The organism is Nonomuraea sp. NPDC049607, assembly GCF_040675375.1.
Lineage (GTDB): Bacteria > Actinomycetota > Actinomycetes > Streptosporangiales > Streptosporangiaceae > Nonomuraea.
The window spans coordinates 86,989-102,238 of record NZ_JBFAOV010000013.1 but is presented as its reverse complement, the minus strand read 5'-3'; the positions used below and the strand labels follow the sequence as shown (position 1 = coordinate 102,238).

General features: G+C 70.4%; 18 protein-coding genes and 1 tRNA gene. 6 read left to right on the top strand and 13 right to left on the bottom strand.

The window, feature by feature from the left end:
* Positions 1 to 2: 2 nt before the first annotated feature.
* Together pruA and AB0J97_RS25410 are read right to left on the bottom strand one after the other, a co-directional pair.
* Complete coding sequence (pruA, locus tag AB0J97_RS25415; RefSeq protein WP_357704587.1) at positions 3 to 1,628, bottom strand: L-glutamate gamma-semialdehyde dehydrogenase; 1,626 nt, start codon at positions 1,626 to 1,628, stop codon at positions 3 to 5.
* Positions 1,629 to 2,546, bottom strand: a complete 918-nt coding sequence (locus AB0J97_RS25410; RefSeq protein ID WP_364092534.1) for a proline dehydrogenase family protein — start codon at positions 2,544 to 2,546, stop codon at positions 1,629 to 1,631.
* Between the two features lie 76 nt (positions 2,547 to 2,622).
* Here AB0J97_RS25410 and AB0J97_RS25405 point away from each other — a divergent pair, with 76 nt between their 5' ends.
* Positions 2,623 to 3,690: a helix-turn-helix domain-containing protein gene (locus AB0J97_RS25405; protein ID WP_364092532.1), complete on the top strand. Its 1,068-nt coding sequence runs from the start codon at positions 2,623 to 2,625 to the stop codon at positions 3,688 to 3,690.
* On the opposite strand, the gene AB0J97_RS25400 is transcribed toward AB0J97_RS25405, so the two are convergent.
* The 3 genes from AB0J97_RS25400 to AB0J97_RS25390 form a co-directional block, all read right to left on the bottom strand.
* Entirely contained in the window at positions 3,675 to 4,394 is a 720-nt protein-coding gene (locus AB0J97_RS25400) for a glycoside hydrolase family 16 protein (RefSeq protein WP_364092529.1), read from the bottom strand. The two genes, AB0J97_RS25405 and AB0J97_RS25400, sit on opposite strands and share 16 nt — an antisense overlap.
* A 162-nt stretch (positions 4,395 to 4,556) precedes the next feature.
* The gene (locus AB0J97_RS25395; protein WP_364092527.1) at positions 4,557 to 5,660 is read right to left on the bottom strand and encodes a glycosyltransferase; all 1,104 of its coding nucleotides are present in this window, start codon (positions 5,658 to 5,660) and stop codon (positions 4,557 to 4,559) included.
* A 106-nt stretch (positions 5,661 to 5,766) separates the two neighbouring features.
* Positions 5,767 to 7,599 carry a SpoIIE family protein phosphatase gene (locus AB0J97_RS25390; RefSeq protein ID WP_364092525.1) on the bottom strand — a complete coding sequence of 611 codons (1,833 nt, stop codon included), beginning with the start codon at positions 7,597 to 7,599 and terminating at the stop codon, positions 5,767 to 5,769.
* 73 nt (positions 7,600 to 7,672) lie between these two features.
* On the opposite strand from AB0J97_RS25390, the gene AB0J97_RS25385 reads away from it, so the two are divergent.
* Entirely contained in the window at positions 7,673 to 8,380 is a 708-nt protein-coding gene (locus AB0J97_RS25385; protein ID WP_357704599.1) for an ANTAR domain-containing protein, read from the top strand.
* Positions 8,381 to 8,384: 4 nt separating this feature from the next.
* Here the strand turns inward: AB0J97_RS25385 and AB0J97_RS25380 are convergent, their stop codons facing one another.
* Entirely contained in the window at positions 8,385 to 8,741 is a 357-nt protein-coding gene (locus tag AB0J97_RS25380) for an STAS domain-containing protein (protein WP_357704633.1), read from the bottom strand.
* Positions 8,742 to 8,917: 176 nt separating this feature from the next.
* Between AB0J97_RS25380 and AB0J97_RS25375 the strand changes: the two genes are divergently transcribed.
* Both AB0J97_RS25375 and AB0J97_RS25370 read left to right on the top strand, forming a co-directional pair.
* The gene (locus tag AB0J97_RS25375; protein WP_364092523.1) at positions 8,918 to 9,691 is read left to right on the top strand and encodes a SigB/SigF/SigG family RNA polymerase sigma factor; all 774 of its coding nucleotides are present in this window, start codon (positions 8,918 to 8,920) and stop codon (positions 9,689 to 9,691) included.
* 37 nt (positions 9,692 to 9,728) lie between these two features.
* Complete coding sequence (locus AB0J97_RS25370; protein ID WP_357704603.1) at positions 9,729 to 10,142, top strand: ATP-binding protein; 414 nt, start codon at positions 9,729 to 9,731, stop codon at positions 10,140 to 10,142.
* Between the two features lie 102 nt (positions 10,143 to 10,244).
* Here the strand turns inward: AB0J97_RS25370 and AB0J97_RS25365 are convergent, their stop codons facing one another.
* The 4 genes from AB0J97_RS25365 to AB0J97_RS25350 form a co-directional block, all read right to left on the bottom strand.
* Complete coding sequence (locus AB0J97_RS25365; protein WP_364092520.1) at positions 10,245 to 10,442, bottom strand: hypothetical protein; 198 nt, start codon at positions 10,440 to 10,442, stop codon at positions 10,245 to 10,247.
* Positions 10,443 to 10,447: 5 nt separating this feature from the next.
* Positions 10,448 to 11,542: a hypothetical protein gene (locus AB0J97_RS25360; protein ID WP_364092518.1), complete on the bottom strand. Its 1,095-nt coding sequence runs from the start codon at positions 11,540 to 11,542 to the stop codon at positions 10,448 to 10,450.
* Positions 11,543 to 11,548: 6 nt separating this feature from the next.
* Positions 11,549 to 12,094: a hypothetical protein gene (locus AB0J97_RS25355; RefSeq protein ID WP_357704609.1), complete on the bottom strand. Its 546-nt coding sequence runs from the start codon at positions 12,092 to 12,094 to the stop codon at positions 11,549 to 11,551.
* 71 nt (positions 12,095 to 12,165) lie between these two features.
* Positions 12,166 to 12,591 (bottom strand): hypothetical protein, encoded by a 426-nt coding sequence (locus tag AB0J97_RS25350; RefSeq protein ID WP_364092516.1) that lies wholly within the window; start codon positions 12,589 to 12,591, stop codon positions 12,166 to 12,168.
* Between the two features lie 93 nt (positions 12,592 to 12,684).
* Here AB0J97_RS25350 and AB0J97_RS25345 point away from each other — a divergent pair.
* Positions 12,685 to 12,761: transfer RNA gene (locus tag AB0J97_RS25345), tRNA-Pro, on the top strand.
* A gap of 75 nt (positions 12,762 to 12,836) precedes the next feature.
* Here AB0J97_RS25345 and AB0J97_RS25340 read toward each other — a convergent pair.
* The 3 genes from AB0J97_RS25340 to AB0J97_RS25330 are packed head-to-tail and all read right to left on the bottom strand — an operon-like array spanning position 12,837 to position 14,841.
* Positions 12,837 to 13,982, bottom strand: a complete 1,146-nt coding sequence (locus tag AB0J97_RS25340; RefSeq protein WP_364092515.1) for a tyrosine-type recombinase/integrase — start codon at positions 13,980 to 13,982, stop codon at positions 12,837 to 12,839.
* On the bottom strand, positions 13,979 to 14,179 hold the full coding sequence (locus tag AB0J97_RS25335) for a helix-turn-helix domain-containing protein (protein ID WP_364092513.1): 201 nt from the start codon (positions 14,177 to 14,179) through the stop codon (positions 13,979 to 13,981). Before AB0J97_RS25335 ends, AB0J97_RS25340 begins: the two co-directional genes overlap by 4 nt.
* The gene (locus AB0J97_RS25330; protein ID WP_364092511.1) at positions 14,176 to 14,841 is read right to left on the bottom strand and encodes a replication initiator; all 666 of its coding nucleotides are present in this window, start codon (positions 14,839 to 14,841) and stop codon (positions 14,176 to 14,178) included. The genes AB0J97_RS25335 and AB0J97_RS25330 overlap by 4 nt, the downstream gene beginning before the upstream one ends.
* On the opposite strand from AB0J97_RS25330, the gene AB0J97_RS25325 reads away from it, so the two are divergent.
* On the top strand, positions 14,746 to 15,033 hold the full coding sequence (locus AB0J97_RS25325) for a UTRA domain-containing protein (protein ID WP_364092756.1): 288 nt from the start codon (positions 14,746 to 14,748) through the stop codon (positions 15,031 to 15,033). The two genes, AB0J97_RS25330 and AB0J97_RS25325, sit on opposite strands and share 96 nt — an antisense overlap.
* Positions 15,034 to 15,250: the final 217 nt, after the last annotated feature.

Genomic DNA, 15,250 nt, shown 5'->3' with positions numbered 1-15,250 from the left:
GGTCAGCCCATGTGCGGGTAGCGGTGGTCGGTCGGCGGGACGAACGTCTCCTTGATCGTGCGGGCGTTCACCCAGCGGATCAGGTTGAAGATCGAGCCGGCCTTGTCGTTGGTGCCCGAGGCCCGCGCGCCGCCGAACGGCTGCTGGCCCACGACCGCGCCCGTCGGCTTGTCGTTGACGTAGAAGTTGCCCGCCGCGAAGCGCAGCCGCTCCGAGGCCGCCGCGATGGCATACCTGTCCTGGGCGATGATCGAGCCGGTCAGCGCGTACGGGGCGATGCCCTCCATCTGGTCGAGCACCGTGTCGAAGTCGCGGTCCTCGTAGACGTGCACGCCGAGGATCGGCCCGAAGTACTCCCTGACGAAGATCTCGTCCGTCGGGTCGGCGCACTCCAGGATGGTCGGCTTGACGAAGTAGCCGACGCTGGAGTCGTACGAGCCGGTGAGCACGTCGATGTTCGAGGCCGCCCGCGCCCGGTCGATGGCGTCCTTGTGCTTGGCGAAGGCCCGGTCGTCGATGACCGCGCCCATGAACGTCGACAGGTCGGCGGCCACGTCGCCCACGGTCAGCGACTCGGCCGTGGCCACGAAGTCGTCACGCATGCGGTTCCACACCGAACGCGGCACGTACGCCCGCGAGGCCGCCGAGCACTTCTGGCCCTGGTACTCGAAGGCGCCCCTGACGAGCGCGGTCGAGAGCACGGCGGGGTCGGCCGACGGGTGGGCCAGCACGAAGTCCTTGCCGCCGGTCTCGCCCACCAGGCGCGGGTAGCCGTGGTAGGAGGCGATGTTGGCGCCGATCGTGCCCCACAGGTGCTGGAAGGTGGGGGTGGAGCCGGTGAAGTGCACGCCGGCCAGGGCCGGATGCGTCATGGCCACGTCGGAGACGGCCTGCCCGTTGCCGGTGACCATGTTGATCACACCGGGCGGCAGCCCGGCCGCCTCCAGCAGCCGCATCGTGTGGTGCGCGGCGAGCTGCTGCGTCGGCGACGGCTTCCAGACGACGACATTCCCCATCAAAGCGGCAGAAGTCGGCAAATTTCCGGCGATGGCGGTGAAGTTGAACGGCGTGATCGCCAGCACGAACCCCTCAAGGGGCCGGTACTCCATCCGGTTCCACACGCCGGGCGACGAGATCGGCTGGTCGGAGTAGAGCTGACGGGCGTAGGCCACGTTGAAGCGCAGGAAGTCGATCAGCTCACAGGCCGCGTCGATCTCCGCCTGCTGCGCCGACTTCGACTGACCCAGCACGGTGGCCGCGTTCAGCGTCTGGCGCCACGGGCCGGCCAGCAGGTCGGCGGCCTTGAGGAAGACCGCGGCCCGCTCGTCGAAGGACAGCGCCCGCCAGGCGGGCGCCGCCCGCAGGGCGCCGTCGATGGCGTCCTGCACGTCCTGAGCCGTAGCGTCGTTGGTACGGCCCAGGACGGAGGCATGGTTGTGCGGCTGCACCACGTCGATGGGCGCGCCGCCGCCGAGCCGCTGCTCGCCGTCGATGGTCATGGTCAGGTCGGTGGCGGAGCCGGACAGCTCCTTGATGCGGTCCTCCAGTGCCGAACGCTCGGCGCTGCCCGGCGCGTAGCCGAGCACGGGCTCGTTCACGGGGACGGGGACGTTGCTGATGGCATCCATTTACTTACCCCCAAGGGCACGAAGGAAGAAGGCGACGTTGGCGGGGCGCTCGGCCAGCCGGCGCATGAAGTACCCGTACCAGTCGTCGCCGTAGGGGACGTACACGCGGACCGTGTGGCCGGCCCCGGCGAGGGCCTCCTGCCGGTCGGTCCTGATCCCGTAGAGCATCTGGAACTCGTGGTCGCCGAGCGTCCGGCCGAAGCGGTCGGCGAGCAGCTCGGTGATGGAGATCAGCCGGTCGTCGTGCGTGGCCACCATGGGGTAACCCTTCCCCGCCATGAGGATGCGCAGGCATCGCACGTACGCCTTGTCCACGTCCTGCTTGTCCTGGTGCGCGACCGAGGCGGGCTCGCGGTAGGCGCCCTTGACCAGCCGTACGCGGGAGCCTTCGTGGGCCAGGTCGCGGCAGTCGTCCTCGCTGCGGAACAGGTACGCCTGGATGGCCACGCCGGTCGCGGGGTAGTCCTCGCGCAGCTTGCGCAGGATGCCCAGCGTCGAGTCGACGGTGGTGTGGTCCTCCATGTCGAGGGTCACGGTGGAGCCGTTGGCCGCCGCGGCGGCGCAGATCTGGCGGGCGTGCTCCAGGGCCATGCCGTCGTCGAGCCGCTGGCCGACGGCCGACAGTTTCACCGACACCTCGCCCCGGCGGCCGAGCTGCAGCGGCTTCAGCGCCTCCAGCAGCGTCACGTACGCCTGCGCCACGGTCTCGGCGGCCCGCGCGTCGCGCGTCTCCTCGCCGAGCTGGTCGACGGTCACGGCCAGGTTGGCGTCGCGCAGCCGTTCGATGGCGTTCCGGGCCTCCTGGACGCTCTCGCCGGCGACGAACCGGTCCACCACTTTGCGGGTGAGCGGGAAGCCTGACACGGAACGGCGTACGACGCCGCTCCCGGAGGCGGCAAGGAGCAGTTGACCCAACATGCCTCAAGTCTAGAAACCCCAGGTCAGAGGGGGCCATGAACGCGCGTAACGATCGATGTGGCAGGCTGTCATACAAATGCACAACACGTCCGACCTTCAGGAAATAGTCGACGAGATCGCCGCCACGCTGGGGGCGTCCGCGACGCTGGAGGACCGCTCGTTCCGGCTGCTCGCCTACGGCGCCCAGCACGGCGACATCGACACGGTCCGCCAGGAGTCGATCCTGCGCCGCCGCGCCACCGGCGAGGTGCGCGACTACTTCGAACGCTACGGCATCGCCAGGGCCGGCGGCCCGGTCCGCATCCCCGCGGACGCCGAGCTCAAAGTGCTGGCGCGGGTCTGCTGGCCGCTGCGGCACGGCGAGGTCACCTACGGCTACCTGTGGCTGCTGGACTCCGGCAGCCTCGCCGACGAGGCGCTGGGCCGTGTCGCGCCGCTGGTCGCCAGGGCCGCCGCCGCGCTCGCCCAGGAGGCCAGGAGCCGCCAGGACCTCGGTCGTGGCCTGCTCGCCCTGCTCTCGGCCGACCCCGAGGAGCGCGCCGCGGCCTCCATCGAGGTTCCCGGCCCGGTCGTCGCCGTCGCCGTGCGCGAGTCCAGCGAGCGGGTGGCCGCCCTCTGGACGCTCCCACGCGGCGTGCTGGCCCGCACCGGCTCGCCCGTGGCCCTGCTCGCCCCCGCCCACCTGGCCGGGGAGGTCGCCCAGACCCTGCAGAGCGCGTACGGCACCGCCGCCGGCATCGGCGCCCCCAGGAACGACCCGGCCGAGGCGTGGCAGAGCTGGCGCGAGGCCCGGCAGGCGCTGCGCATCGCCGAGCACTTCCCCCGGCACGCCCCCATCGCCCGCTGGCAGGACCTGGGCGTGCACCGCCTGCTGGCCCGCCTCGGCCGCTCCGACCTGCGCGAGCTGGCCGCCGAGACCGCCGCGCTGGACGCCGAGCTGGCCCAGACGCTGGAGGTCTACCTCGACCTCGGCGGCCACGCCCAGAAGACGGCCGCCGAGCTGGGCATCCACCGCCAGACCCTCTACTACCGCCTCGGCAAGGCCGAACGCCTCCTGCACCGGGACCTGTCCGAGGGCGACGACCGGCTGACCGTGCACCTCGGCCTGAAGGCGGCCAGGCTGCTGCCTCAGGACGGCCGGTAGACCTTCACCCAGTCCACGTACATGGAGACCGTCGCCGGGGTGGCGGAGTCGCGGCACCGGGGCTCGCACACCACGTCGTTCTGCAGCGCCAGGCCCATCCGGTCGCTGTCGGGCACGTAGGGGCCGCGGTAGTCCCACACCTTCCTGCCGTCCAGCCAGAACGTCAGCCGGCCGGGGAGCCAGTCCACCGCGGCGGTGTGCCAGCGGGTGAAGTCGGCCCGGAGCTGCCGCTGCGCGCGCCCGCGGCCGCCGTGCACGAAGATGCCGCCGCCCTGCCGGCGCGGGTCCACGATCTCGGCGAAGTCGACCTCGGCGTAGCCGTCGCCCTCGCCCTGGGAGGTGGGCCAGAGCAGCGCGACCGGCGTGTAGCCGTTGCCCGCCTCGGCCCTGAACCGCACCTCCCACCTGCCGTACCGCTGGGCCAGCCGGGTGGCCACGCCGCCGGACAGGTCCCTGCCGCCGTACCGGCCGCCCTTGAGGCGCAACATCCCGTTCGCGACCGTGGCGGCCTTGCCCGTACGGGGGTTACGCTCCGCGTCCGGCGAGTGGTAGACCATCCACCTGCTCGTGTCGACAGAGGAGCCGTCGAAGTTCTCGACGAGGACGGGCGCGCCCCACCTCGACGTCTCCGCCTGTGCGCTCTGGGGGAGGGCGAGGGCCGTGATGAGCGCCGCCGCCGCCAGGATCGAACCGCGTGTAGACATGCGGACCATCGAAGCAAAGGTGTCACTCCGGTAACAAGGGCCCCTTCCGGACAGGCATGGCGCCCCGCCCGGGTCGACTCGTCCTGTGCAGCGGCTCCCGGTTCCGCCCGGGAACGTACGAGAGGCGGGCGGCTGTCGCCGCCCGCCTCTCGTACGTTCCCGTCAGGCGCAGGCCGCCTCGTAGACGCGGACCAGCTCCTGGCTCACGCGCTCCCAGGAGTAGCGCGAGCGGGCGCGGTCGGCGCCGGCGTACCCGAGCGCGGTGCGCAGCGTCGGGTCGCACAGCAGCTCGCGGGCCAGCCGCGCGGTGCGCGCCGGGCGGTCCGGCGGGACCAGCAGGCCGGTCACGCCGTCGATCACGGAGTCGAGGTGGGCGCCCACGGCCGAGGCGATCACCGGCACGCCGCAGGCCATGGCCTCCAGCGCGACGACGCCCGTCGCGGCCTCGCGCGGCACCGACACCACGGCGTCCGCGCTGCGCATCAGCTTGGGCACCGAGGCCCGCTTGACCTGCCCGAGCAGCGTCACCCGGTCGGCGACGCCGAGCTGCTCGGCCAACACCCGCAGCCGGCGCGCGTCCCTGTCCTGGTCCAGGTCCTCGGGCTCGGGGCCGCCCGCGATGACCAGCTCCACGTCCGTCAGCCCCTGCAGCGCCCGCACCGCCGTGTACGCCCCGCGCTCGGGCGACAGCGGCCCCACGTGCACCAGCCGCTTGCGGGCGCCCTTGGTGGCGATCGCCCCGCGTCGCTGGAAACGCTCGGTGTCCACACCATGCGGCACGATCGCGATGTTCCCGCGCGGCACGCCCAGCCTGATCAACGCCGACTCCTCGTCGCCCGAGCCGGCGATGACCGCCTTGGCCCGGCGTCCGAGCGCCCGCTCCAGCTTCTGGTGCGTGGCGTCCACGGTGTGGAAGGTCTGCATGACCGGCACGTCCAAGCCCTTGGCGCCCGCCACGGCGGCGAGGCCCCCGGTCCAGGAGTGGGCGTGGATGACGTCCGGCCGCTCCTGGTTCCACCGCTTCATCAGGTGCTCGCCCACGTCGTTCAGGTACGGGACGAGGTCTTCCGGCATGAGGTCCTTGGCCGGGCCCACGTCGATCTGCTCCAGAGTGACCCCCGGGGCCACCCGCGTCTTGGGCTTGCCCTCGGCGTCGTCACGGCGGGAGTAGATGGTGACGTGGTGCTCGCGCCCCAGCTCGCGTGCTACGGAGAGAATACGGTGGTGCTGGTTTCCCTTGGCGGACGCGACGATCGCAATATTCATGGCACACCTCAGCGTGGAAAAGCCTTCAAGGTGTGCCTGCGTCTTAGGCACGTTGTTCTACGGAAAGACAATACCCATGTTTAGCCGGATCGCAAACCCCCGCAGATCAGACACCCTTGAGGGCGAGGACGACGATCTCGTCCCACACCTGGCCGCCGGAGAAGGCGTGCCGGTCGGCCTCCACGGCCTTGACCACGGTGGCCGGTGACTGCCCCGCGCAACGCCCCAGCACGTCGGCCAGCCGCTCCTCGCCGTACGGTTCGCCGGAGTCGTTCCTGGAGGAGATCAGGCCCTCGGAGTAGAGCACCAGCGTCTCCCCGACGGAGACCGTCAGCTCCTGCACGCCCGTCTCGGCCTCGGGGGAGATGCCCAGCGGCACGCCGCCGCCCGCCGCGAAGCGCACGTTGCCGTCGGGCTGCAGCAGCGCCGCCGGATGATGGCCCGCCGAGGACAACTGGATCTTCCGGCCCTTGACGAACCCCGCCACGGCCATCACGAACATGCCCGTGCCCTGCGCCACCAGGGCCTGGTTGACCTTGCGGATCACCAGGTCGGGGTGGGACTCCCAGGTGCTGAGCACCCGCAGCCCGCCGCGCACCATGGCGCTGACCGAGGCCGCCTCCTCGCCCTTGCCCGCCGCGCCGCCCAGGGCGAACCCCCAGCCGCCCGCGACCGGGAACACGTCGTAGAACTCCGCGCCCACCGAGGCGCCCGGGTGGTAGACCGCCGACGCCTCGTAGCCGGGCACGTCGGGCAGGTTGCGCGGGGCCACGCTGGCCGACAGGGCGTCGGCGGCGCGCGAACGGCTCTGGAAGCTCGACTGGGCGCGTACGGCCAGGCCGAGCTGCATCCCGACGTCCTGCAGGACGCCGAGGTCGGCCAGCGAGAACGGCTGCCTGTCGTGCGTGCGCACCAGCGTCAGCACCCCGTCGGACTGCCCGATCGGCACCGACAACATCGAGCCGGCCCCCATCGCGGTCAGCAGCGGCCCGTCGGCGGTGAAGCCGAGCAGCGACTCGTCGTCGACCATCTCGTGCACCACGCCCGAGCCGCGCTCCAGCACCTGCATCACCACCTGGCTGCCGGCCGGGTCGGCCGACTCCACCAGCCGCACCAGGTCGCCCAGCGGGTGGTTCTTCGGCGCCACCACCACCGAACGCCTCGGCAGCCCGTCGCGCACCAGGTCGGCGATCACCCAGTCGGCCCACTCGGCCGCCAGCAGCCGCGTCGTCCGCGGCAGCGCCACCGGGCGCAGCAGCGCCTCCTCGTCCAGCAGCAGCGCGCCGATCCTGGCCAGCAGGTCCTGCCGCCTGGACGCGGCCAGCAGCAGCGCACCGTCGGACTGCTCCGGCCGTCGCCCGCCGGGCTCGGGCAGCTGCACCTCGGTGGGCAGCGCCACGGCCGCCACCATCTGCTGCGGCTCGCCCGGCATCGTCACCCGCGTGAGGGCGAGCTGCACGGTGTGCGTCCGGCCCTGGTGCGCCAGCCGGGTCTCGAACGCCGACGGCTGCCCGGTCTGCAGCACCGAGTTCAGGTGCGAGCGGAACGCCGCCCGCCTGGAGACGTCGACCAGCAGCGGGAACGACCGCCCGACCAGGTAGCCGTCAGGGCTGCCGAGCACCCGCGAGGTCTCTGGGTTGATCCGCCGGACCACCCCGCCGCCGTCGAGCACGATCACCGGCACCGGGAAGGCCCGGAACACCTGGCGCAGCAGCTTCAGCTCGCGCTGTGTGCCGTCCTTCTTGCTCGCGGCCCGCTTGGGCGCCTTGCGCAGCGCCTCGCGCGCCTCGGCCAGCAACTCGGCGGCGGTGTCCAGTTCGGCCAGGGCGGCGTCGAGCGTGGGCGCGAGGTCGGTAGGGTAGGCGGTCCTCGCCTCACGCAAGGACGACACGCGTCCCGCCAGCGCGTCCAGAGCGTGTTCGAGGTCCGGCATGGTCATCCTTTGACGCTACGCCACCGGGGATAACGGTAGCCATAAGGGGTAGGGGCTTCTTGCTATGGAATCGACGGCGATGATCACTCCCGGGCTCGCCCGAGACCTGGCGGCGCTGGGGCGGCTGGGCGAGGACACCTCCACGGAGAGCGTCCTGCGCGGCCTGACCACGGCGCTGGCGGCCGGTGTGCCCGGGTGCTCGGGCGGCTCGGCCGAACACTGGCGCGACCAGCGGGTGCTGGTCTCCGGCTCGCACAGCGAGCTGATCATGCTGGTCGAGGGCGAGCGCGAGCTCGGCGAGGGGCCCTCTCTCGAGGCCCGCCAGAGCGGCGCTCGCGCGAGCCTGGGCGACGTGCTGACCGACAGCCGCTGGCCCCGCTACAACGCACTGGCGACCCGCTGGGGGGTGCGGTCGGTACTGATCGTGCCCATCGAGGTGGCGCCGGCGCAGCTCATCGTCGGACTCTACTCGGTCCGCAGGGGAGCCTTCTCCCCGCAGGCCGCCCACTCGCTGGCCGACATGCTGACCGAGCAGGTCGGGGTGGCCATGGCCAACATGTGGGAGTTCGAGGAGGTGCGCACCGACGCCGCCCAGCTCCAGGAGGCCCTGGCCGGACGGTCGGTCATCGACCAGGCCAAGGGCATCATCATGCAGACCAGCGGGTGCACGGCCGAGGCCGCCTTCGAGGAGCTGCGCAGGATCTCGCAGCACCATCAGGTCAAGGTGGCCGATCTGGCCAGGCTCCTGGTGGAGGAGCATCAGCGCAAGTCGACGCGTCGCGCATAGGGCCTCAGCCGATGGCGGCCAGCGCGTCGTCGAGCGTGTCGTACAGCGGCAGGCGCTGGGCCAGCCCGGTGATCCACATCACTTTCGACTTCGAGTACTCCACTCCCACCAAGGCGAACTTCGAACCCGACGTCAGGCTGGTCTGCCAGTGATGGACTATCAGCCCGAGCGCGCGCGAATCCATGAACGTCACCCCGGCCAGGTCGAGTATCAGGTCGGTGCCGGTGAGCGACAGGTAGTCGGCGAACTGCTCACGCGTCGTGGCGTCGAGCACGCCGTCGACCTTGACGACTGTGATCTCGTCGACGGTCGACGACGTCAGGCTCAGGGCGGCCACGGGCCCCTCGCCGTTTTCGGGCATTGTCACGAAGCAACCCTACTGTCACCACGCGACCGAGGAATACTTCTCGCGGCAGGGGGGACACTGGATCCGAAGTCCAGCAGAGGGCTTCCGTCTCGAGAGTAGAGCGAGGCGTGCCTCTGCCTGGGCTTTTTCTGCTGGCGGAGGCCGCCCTGCGACCCATATGAGGAGCAGCGATGGCTGTGCAGGAATACGTCCTCGAGGAGATGTCAGCAGAAGACCTTCTGGCCGAGATGGTCAGGGAAGGCACACCCGACAGCCACAGGGAACGGCTGCGCGAGCGCATCGTGGAGATGCACCGGCCGCTGGCCATGGAGATCGCCAGGCGTTACCGCTACCGGGGCGAACCTCTGGAGGACCTCCTCCAGGCCGCGTACGTCGGCCTGATGAAGGCCGTCAACGGCTTCGACCCGAGCCTCGGCCACGCCTTCAGGGGCTACGCCGTCGTCACGATGACCGGTGAGGTCAAGCGGCACTTCCGCGACCGCACCTGGGCCATCCGGGTCCCGCGCCTCTACCAGGAGCGCCGGTCCGAGCTCAACCGGCTCGTCGCCGACCTCAGCCAGGACCTCGGCAGGTCCCCGACCGTGGCCGAGCTGGCCGCGAAGATGAACATCTCGGAGGAAGACGTCCTGCTCACCCTCGACGCCTCGGCCGCGTACAGCACGCTGTCGCTCGACGCGCCGCTCGGCACCGACGACGACGCGGCCTCGCTCGGCGACGTCATCCCCGAGGACGACGACACGCTGAGCACCATGGTCGACCGTGAGGCCGTCAAGCCGCTCATCGACGCGCTGCCCAGCCGCGAGAAGCACATCCTGCTGCTGCGCTTCTTCGGCAACATGACGCAGGCCGAGATCGCCGCGGAGTTCGGCATCTCGCAGATGCACGTCTCACGGATTCTCCGTAAGGTACTCGACCAGCTCCGCAGTGAGCTGCTGGTCGGTTAGCCGCTGGTCGGCTGGTGAGAGAAAGGCGAGTCGCCGGGTGAACGAGGACGTCGAGCCTCAGTCGGGCTACACGAGCCCGCCACCCGGCGTGCCCGTGAAGGAGCTGCGCTTCCGGCTGCCGGATCTGCCGACGGTCCGGCAGTTCGCCGAGGACGAGGCCCGCGCCGTCGGGATGCCCGAGGAGGCGGTCGGCGACTTCGTCATCGCGGTCAACGAGGTGGCGACCAACGCGGTCACGCACGGGGCCGGCCGGGCCGCGATGCGGACGTGGGTGATCAGCGGGGACCTGGTGGTCGAGGTGCACGACGAGGGGTCCTGGAAGCCCGGGCCGCTGCCGGGGGCCGTCGGGGGGATGGGGTTGTGGGTGGCCCGGCTGCTCTCCTCCGATTTCACGTTGCGGGTGGGGAGCGGGGGGAGCACCGTGATCATGAGGTTTCCCGGTAAGGGGTGACCTCGGTTTTTTGTCTGGATATTTGCCTGCATCTGATGCTTCGGGAGGTTTGGGCGGGAGGCTTGGTCGGCCTCCCGCCCGGACCTTTGTTCTTGTCCTGGCTCAGCGGCGGGTGCGTCCGCGCCAGTTGCCGGACCCGCTGCGGACGCTCGCCGTGCCGATACCTGCCTGGTGCAGGGCCAGCAAGGTCAGCCCCAGCAGGACGAACGTCATGCCGGAGATCCCGCCGGGGATCCTCACGCCCACCAGGTCGAGCAGGAAGCCCAACCCGAAGATGATCGCTGCGACGACCGCGAGCATGCCGGTCACCTCCTCGTTTCAGCGGACAGATTGTGCGTGGACAGCGCGAGCAGCCGCTCCAGGACGTTGCGGTAGTCCCGGAACGCCTGCCGCAGGTCCTCGGTGTCGGGGGAGTCGACGTCCTTCCATCGGTCGCGCAGAGCGCCGGTACGGCTGGTGAGGGAGTTCGTCAGCGACTCCACCACCTCGCCGACCAGGCCGTCGGCGCGCTGGATCGCCTCGGCGGGGTCGTCCACGAAGGACGCCTGGACGTCGCGCCAGCGGGCCTGAACCTCGGCGGGATCCTGGTCAAACAGGGCGACCTCCAGGGGGGCCGCGTGCGAGGGGACGTCCTCCGCGGGAGCCCCCTCGACGGGAGCCTTTTCCGCCGGTCGCTCGTCCTCGGTGCGCTCGCCGTCGACGAGTTCGCCGTCGGTGAGTTCGTGGTCAGAGGGGTCGCTGTCGAAGGGGTCGCTGTCGGAGCGGTCGCGGACGGAGGAGGCGCGGTCGCTCAGCCGGTCGTGCGCCAGGTCGTCGTCGGCCCGGTCGCCGTGGACCAGGACGTCCTCCTGAGCCTGTTCGCCGTGGGGCAGTTCGTCCTGCGGGTGGTCGCTGTGGACCAGCACGTCGTCGGAACGTTCGCCGTGGTGTGTCCCGGTTCCGGACAGGACGTCCCGGGAGGTCTCGTGTCCAGGCGTCTCGCCGGCGTGGACGTGGGCGGGGACGTCAGCGGGGATGTCGGTGTGGGCCGGGTCGGGGGCCGGGGTGGGGGAGCGGTGGTCGGTGCCGCGTCCGAGAGGGGTGTCGCGCTCCGGATCGCCCGGCAGGTCGCCGGCCGTGTCGGAGTTCGCATAGGGGTCCTTGTAGGGCGGCTCGTCATCGTCGTCCCGGTCGAGGTCCCGGTCGTGGTCACGGTCGTGGTCACGGTCGTGGTCACGGCCGGGGGCCGTGGGGGTGTACCCGTGGGTCACCGGGGTGTGACCGGCCTCGTTCCGGTAGCCACTGTCGTACCGATCGCCGGTCTGGTCGGCCGGATCCTTGTGCTCGTCCTCCCCGTGAGCCCCGTCCGACCGCTGCGACGGGACCTTGAGCTCGTCCTCACTTCTTCTGCTGCTGCTCATCTACACTCACCGCCCTCGCGTGGTCTCGTGCAGCAGTTCCTCGAACAACGCGCGGTAGTGCACCATGGCCTGCCGGAGCTCCTCGGTCGAGGCTTCCTTCCTGACCGCCCGCCCGCTGATCTCGTGGGCCGTCCTGTAGTGGTCGAGAGTGGCCGCGTGCCCGACGGACAGGTCGGACAGCCGCTGCTCGAAGTCGTCCGTGGGGTAGCCCCGTTCCGCCATCACCGAGGTGACGAGCTGGTCGGCCTCGGTGACCGCGAACCCGGGGGCGTCGACGAAACGCTCCTGGACCTCGGTCCACCGGTTGGCGTAGGTGTCGCGCGTCTCCTCAGGCAGCGGACGGATGTCGAGCTCGGAATGGCGCTGCTCGCGGGCGATGAGCTCCCGCTCGGCGTCACGCCGGTTGTCGCTCTCGGCCACCGTACGCTCGTACTCAGGGCCGAAACGTTCGCGGAGACGGCTGCGGCGTTGCTGCTGTAGCACGACAAAGCCCACTGCGGCGAGCGCCACCACCGCGACCACGACGACGGCCACCCAGATCAAGGTGGTCATTGATGTTCGCCTCCGGTCTCTGTAATGAGACCTGCGACTGCCCACGATCAAGGCCGTCGAAACTCGCGTACTCAGTGAGCTGCGAGCCCTTTCCTGGCGGCCTCCAGCACCGTCGCGACGTGTGAGCCCGCCGGCGGCGCCGGGACCTCACTGAACCCTTCGGCCGCGTCGTACCGCACGTCGAGCCCCGCGTCCACGAGCCGCTGAGCCCACCGCAGAGCCGTGTTCAACCGCTCGGCCGCCGGCGGTTTCCCCTGCGCCGCCGCCGACAGGTTCCGCAGGTTCGTCGCCGGCCCGGACTGCGCGTGCACGCGCGCCAGCTTCCACGGGACGGCGGCACTGTGGTCGAGCATCGGCTTGGCCAGCCCCGCGGCCCGCTTGGCCTGCAGCACCCCGGACTCGGACACCCCGAAATGAGCGGCCAGTTCCTGCACGCTCATCCCGCCGGCCACCAGCTGCGCCAGCTCCGCCCGATCAACGCTCGGCCTCCGCCCCACCACGCCCTCCGCTCCCGCTTTCCGTGTACGCGCCTACCTCCGATGTGCGCTAAGGTTATGACGTCCCGCCCCGCAGGGGGCGGCCGACGCAACCGGGACGTAGCGCAGCTTGGTAGCGCACTTGACTGGGGGTCAAGGGGTCGCAGGTTCAAATCCTGTCGTCCCGACCAGGTTTTAGCTGGTCGGCAAGGGTGTCACTCAAAAGGGTGGCACCCTTTCGCATTGGTGAGTGACTAACTGAGTGACTACCGGGCGAAGATCTCATCCATCGCCGCAGCTCCTTGCAGGAGTACGGGGCGGATCTGCTTGCGGTAGACCGCTTCGGTGACCGCCGTCCCGCTGTGGCCGACGAGCCGGGCGATCTCCTCCAGGGGGACGCCCGAGTCGGAGAGCAGTGAGACGAAGCTGTGCCGCATCTCCCGGGGCGTCCAGTAGTAGGCGGGCATCCCGGCGTCCTTGACGATCTTCCGGAACGCTCTGCGTACGTTGTGGGCGTCGAGGGGCGTGCCGACGAGCGAGGCGAAGACGAGCCCGTGATCCTGCCACTTGTCGCCCGCCGCTTTCATGTCTTTCCGCTGCTGTTCGCGGTGCGCTTTCAGCGCTTCCACACAGCGCTTGGGCAGTGCCAGGGAGCGACGTGAGCGCTTGGTCTTGGTGTCGCCTCCTTCACGTACTGAGCGCCACACGGCGATCCACGGCGGGATGTCCTTGTCCGGATCGCCGACGAGATCGACCTCGTTCCAGGTGAGCGCCCGCAGTTCCTCTGTGCGGGCACCGATCAGCAGCGAGAGGACGACGTAGGCGTACAGGCGGGTGCCATCAGCCGCGTCGAGCAGAGCGGTGGCCTGGTCGAGGGTGAGGGACTTGGACGGGCGGCCTTCCCTGCCCTCGGGGATCTCACACAGGCCCACCACGTTGCGCTTGACCTTGTCGCGGGCCTGGGCGAACCTGACCACGCGGTTAAGACAGGAGTGCAGCAACCGCACAGTGCGGACGGCCAGGACTTTGGCCTTGCCGACGAGCCACCGGTCCACGTCCTCGGCGCTCAGCTCACGCAGCTTCCGGGCACCCAGGTCGGGGATGATGTGCTTGGCGCACAGGATCTGGTAGTTGGCGACAGTGCTCTGGCTGCGACCATGCAGGCCATAGGCGAGCCAGCTCGTCACGGCATCGGCCACCGTGTAGTTCGCCGGGCCGCTGGCCAGCCCGTCGTCATGGTCTCGGATGATTTCTTTGAGGTTGGCCTTGGCTTCGGTCTTGGTCTTGCCGCTGGCCTTCTTGACGATGCGCTTGCCCGCTGGGGTGTAGCCGACCGTCACTGAGGCGATCCAGCGTTGCCGGTTCTCGTCCCAGTGCAGGCCGCCGTCTCCTCGGCTGCGTCGTTCGGTCATGGAGCCTCCTGTTCGAGTAGGGAGATGTAGTCCTCGATGGCTGAGGCGGGGATGAGCCTGGTCCGTCCCTGGGTGACGGAGCGGAGCCGGCCGGAGCGGATGAGTTCGTAGATCACGCTGCGGCTGAGGCTGAGTAGGTGCATGGCGTCGGTGACGCGGTAGAGCCGCCGATCGTGGGCGGGACGGGTTGGGGTCATTCATCCGCCCGCTCTGCCGTGATCTTGCGGGCGGCCTCGACTCGCTGGCGGATGTGCTCGGCCATGATCGCTTCGCCTTGGGTGTAGCCGCTTCCGGCGAAGCGCCAGTGCGCCATGACGAGCGTGGTCGCCTGGTCGAGGGTGGGTAGGTCGTGACGCTCGCGGGCTTCGGCGGCGCGGTGCAGGGCGCGAGCGCTGCGCAGGTCGCCCAAGGTGATGGAGTAGAGACGGCTTTTGCTGGAGAAGTGGCCGCGGAAGCCCAGCATGTGTGCCCACGGCCGGAGCCGTAGTCCGGCGTACTCGGGGCGTGCGCCAAGGTCCCAGCAGGTACGGATCATGCGCCGGGCGTGTTCGGTCACCGGGAGCGCGTCCAGGTGCAGGCCGGGCTTGAGTCCGGACCCACGGCACAGGCCGCAGGAAGCCCTCAAGCTCAGCCGCCCGCGTCCTTTGCACGCCGGACAGGAGATGCGGTGATCAACGGTGCCCGAGGATTCCGCGCCCTTGGTGGCGTATTTGGCGATGTAGCCGGCCACCGCCTGCTCACTGAGTCCTTCACGGTCGCCGACCTGGTGCGCGGAGTGAGCGAAGACGTGGCACCCGAGCACTTCTACAGCCACTTGGAAGCCACCAGGGGCCCATTGCACTGGACCACCAGCGCCCATGCCGCCATGCCTTACGGCTCCGCCATTGAGGATCTGGAGATGGAAGCCGTCGGCACGCCCCTCCTGGTCATCCGTCGCCTCATGCTCGATCGCGAGGGCCGCCCCCTGGAGTTCACCCAGATCGAGGCTCCTGGAGACCGCTTCGAGGCGGCAGGCAGGGGAGACGAAGGTCGGATCGCGCTGCGCCTGTAGTGGGCTCAGAGTTTCTTTACTGGTTCAAGGCGGCGCGCAAGCGCGCCGCGCGGCGGTCCGGTGCCCTCCCCGCCGGGCTGCGGCCTGGGGGCCGGTCCCGGCGGGGAGCACCGGCCGCCGCAGGCTGAGCGGCTGAGACCAGGCAAGGGGGCGTCCGATCAATGCACCGGCTCGCACGTGGCGGTGTTCCGGGGCGTCCACCAGTACAGCCCTACGA

Excerpts from the sequence above, each read along its gene's own strand:
- pruA (WP_357704587.1), bottom strand. The coding sequence starts at position 1,628 with ATGGATGCCATCAGCAACGTCCCCGTCCCCGTGAACGAGCCCGTGCTC.
- AB0J97_RS25410 (WP_364092534.1), bottom strand. The coding sequence starts at position 2,546 with ATGTTGGGTCAACTGCTCCTTGCCGCCTCCGGGAGCGGCGTCGTACGC.
- AB0J97_RS25405 (WP_364092532.1), top strand. The coding sequence starts at position 2,623 with ATGCACAACACGTCCGACCTTCAGGAAATAGTCGACGAGATCGCCGCC.
- AB0J97_RS25400 (WP_364092529.1), bottom strand. The coding sequence starts at position 4,394 with ATGTCTACACGCGGTTCGATCCTGGCGGCGGCGGCGCTCATCACGGCC.
- AB0J97_RS25395 (WP_364092527.1), bottom strand. The coding sequence starts at position 5,660 with ATGAATATTGCGATCGTCGCGTCCGCCAAGGGAAACCAGCACCACCGT.
- AB0J97_RS25390 (WP_364092525.1), bottom strand. The coding sequence starts at position 7,599 with ATGACCATGCCGGACCTCGAACACGCTCTGGACGCGCTGGCGGGACGC.
- AB0J97_RS25385 (WP_357704599.1), top strand. The coding sequence starts at position 7,673 with ATGATCACTCCCGGGCTCGCCCGAGACCTGGCGGCGCTGGGGCGGCTG.
- AB0J97_RS25380 (WP_357704633.1), bottom strand. The coding sequence starts at position 8,741 with ATGCCCGAAAACGGCGAGGGGCCCGTGGCCGCCCTGAGCCTGACGTCG.
- AB0J97_RS25375 (WP_364092523.1), top strand. The coding sequence starts at position 8,918 with ATGGCTGTGCAGGAATACGTCCTCGAGGAGATGTCAGCAGAAGACCTT.
- AB0J97_RS25365 (WP_364092520.1), bottom strand. The coding sequence starts at position 10,442 with ATGCTCGCGGTCGTCGCAGCGATCATCTTCGGGTTGGGCTTCCTGCTC.
- AB0J97_RS25360 (WP_364092518.1), bottom strand. The coding sequence starts at position 11,542 with ATGAGCAGCAGCAGAAGAAGTGAGGACGAGCTCAAGGTCCCGTCGCAG.
- AB0J97_RS25355 (WP_357704609.1), bottom strand. The coding sequence starts at position 12,094 with ATGACCACCTTGATCTGGGTGGCCGTCGTCGTGGTCGCGGTGGTGGCG.
- AB0J97_RS25340 (WP_364092515.1), bottom strand. The coding sequence starts at position 13,982 with ATGACCGAACGACGCAGCCGAGGAGACGGCGGCCTGCACTGGGACGAG.
- AB0J97_RS25335 (WP_364092513.1), bottom strand. The coding sequence starts at position 14,179 with ATGACCCCAACCCGTCCCGCCCACGATCGGCGGCTCTACCGCGTCACC.
- AB0J97_RS25330 (WP_364092511.1), bottom strand. The coding sequence starts at position 14,841 with ATGGGCGCTGGTGGTCCAGTGCAATGGGCCCCTGGTGGCTTCCAAGTG.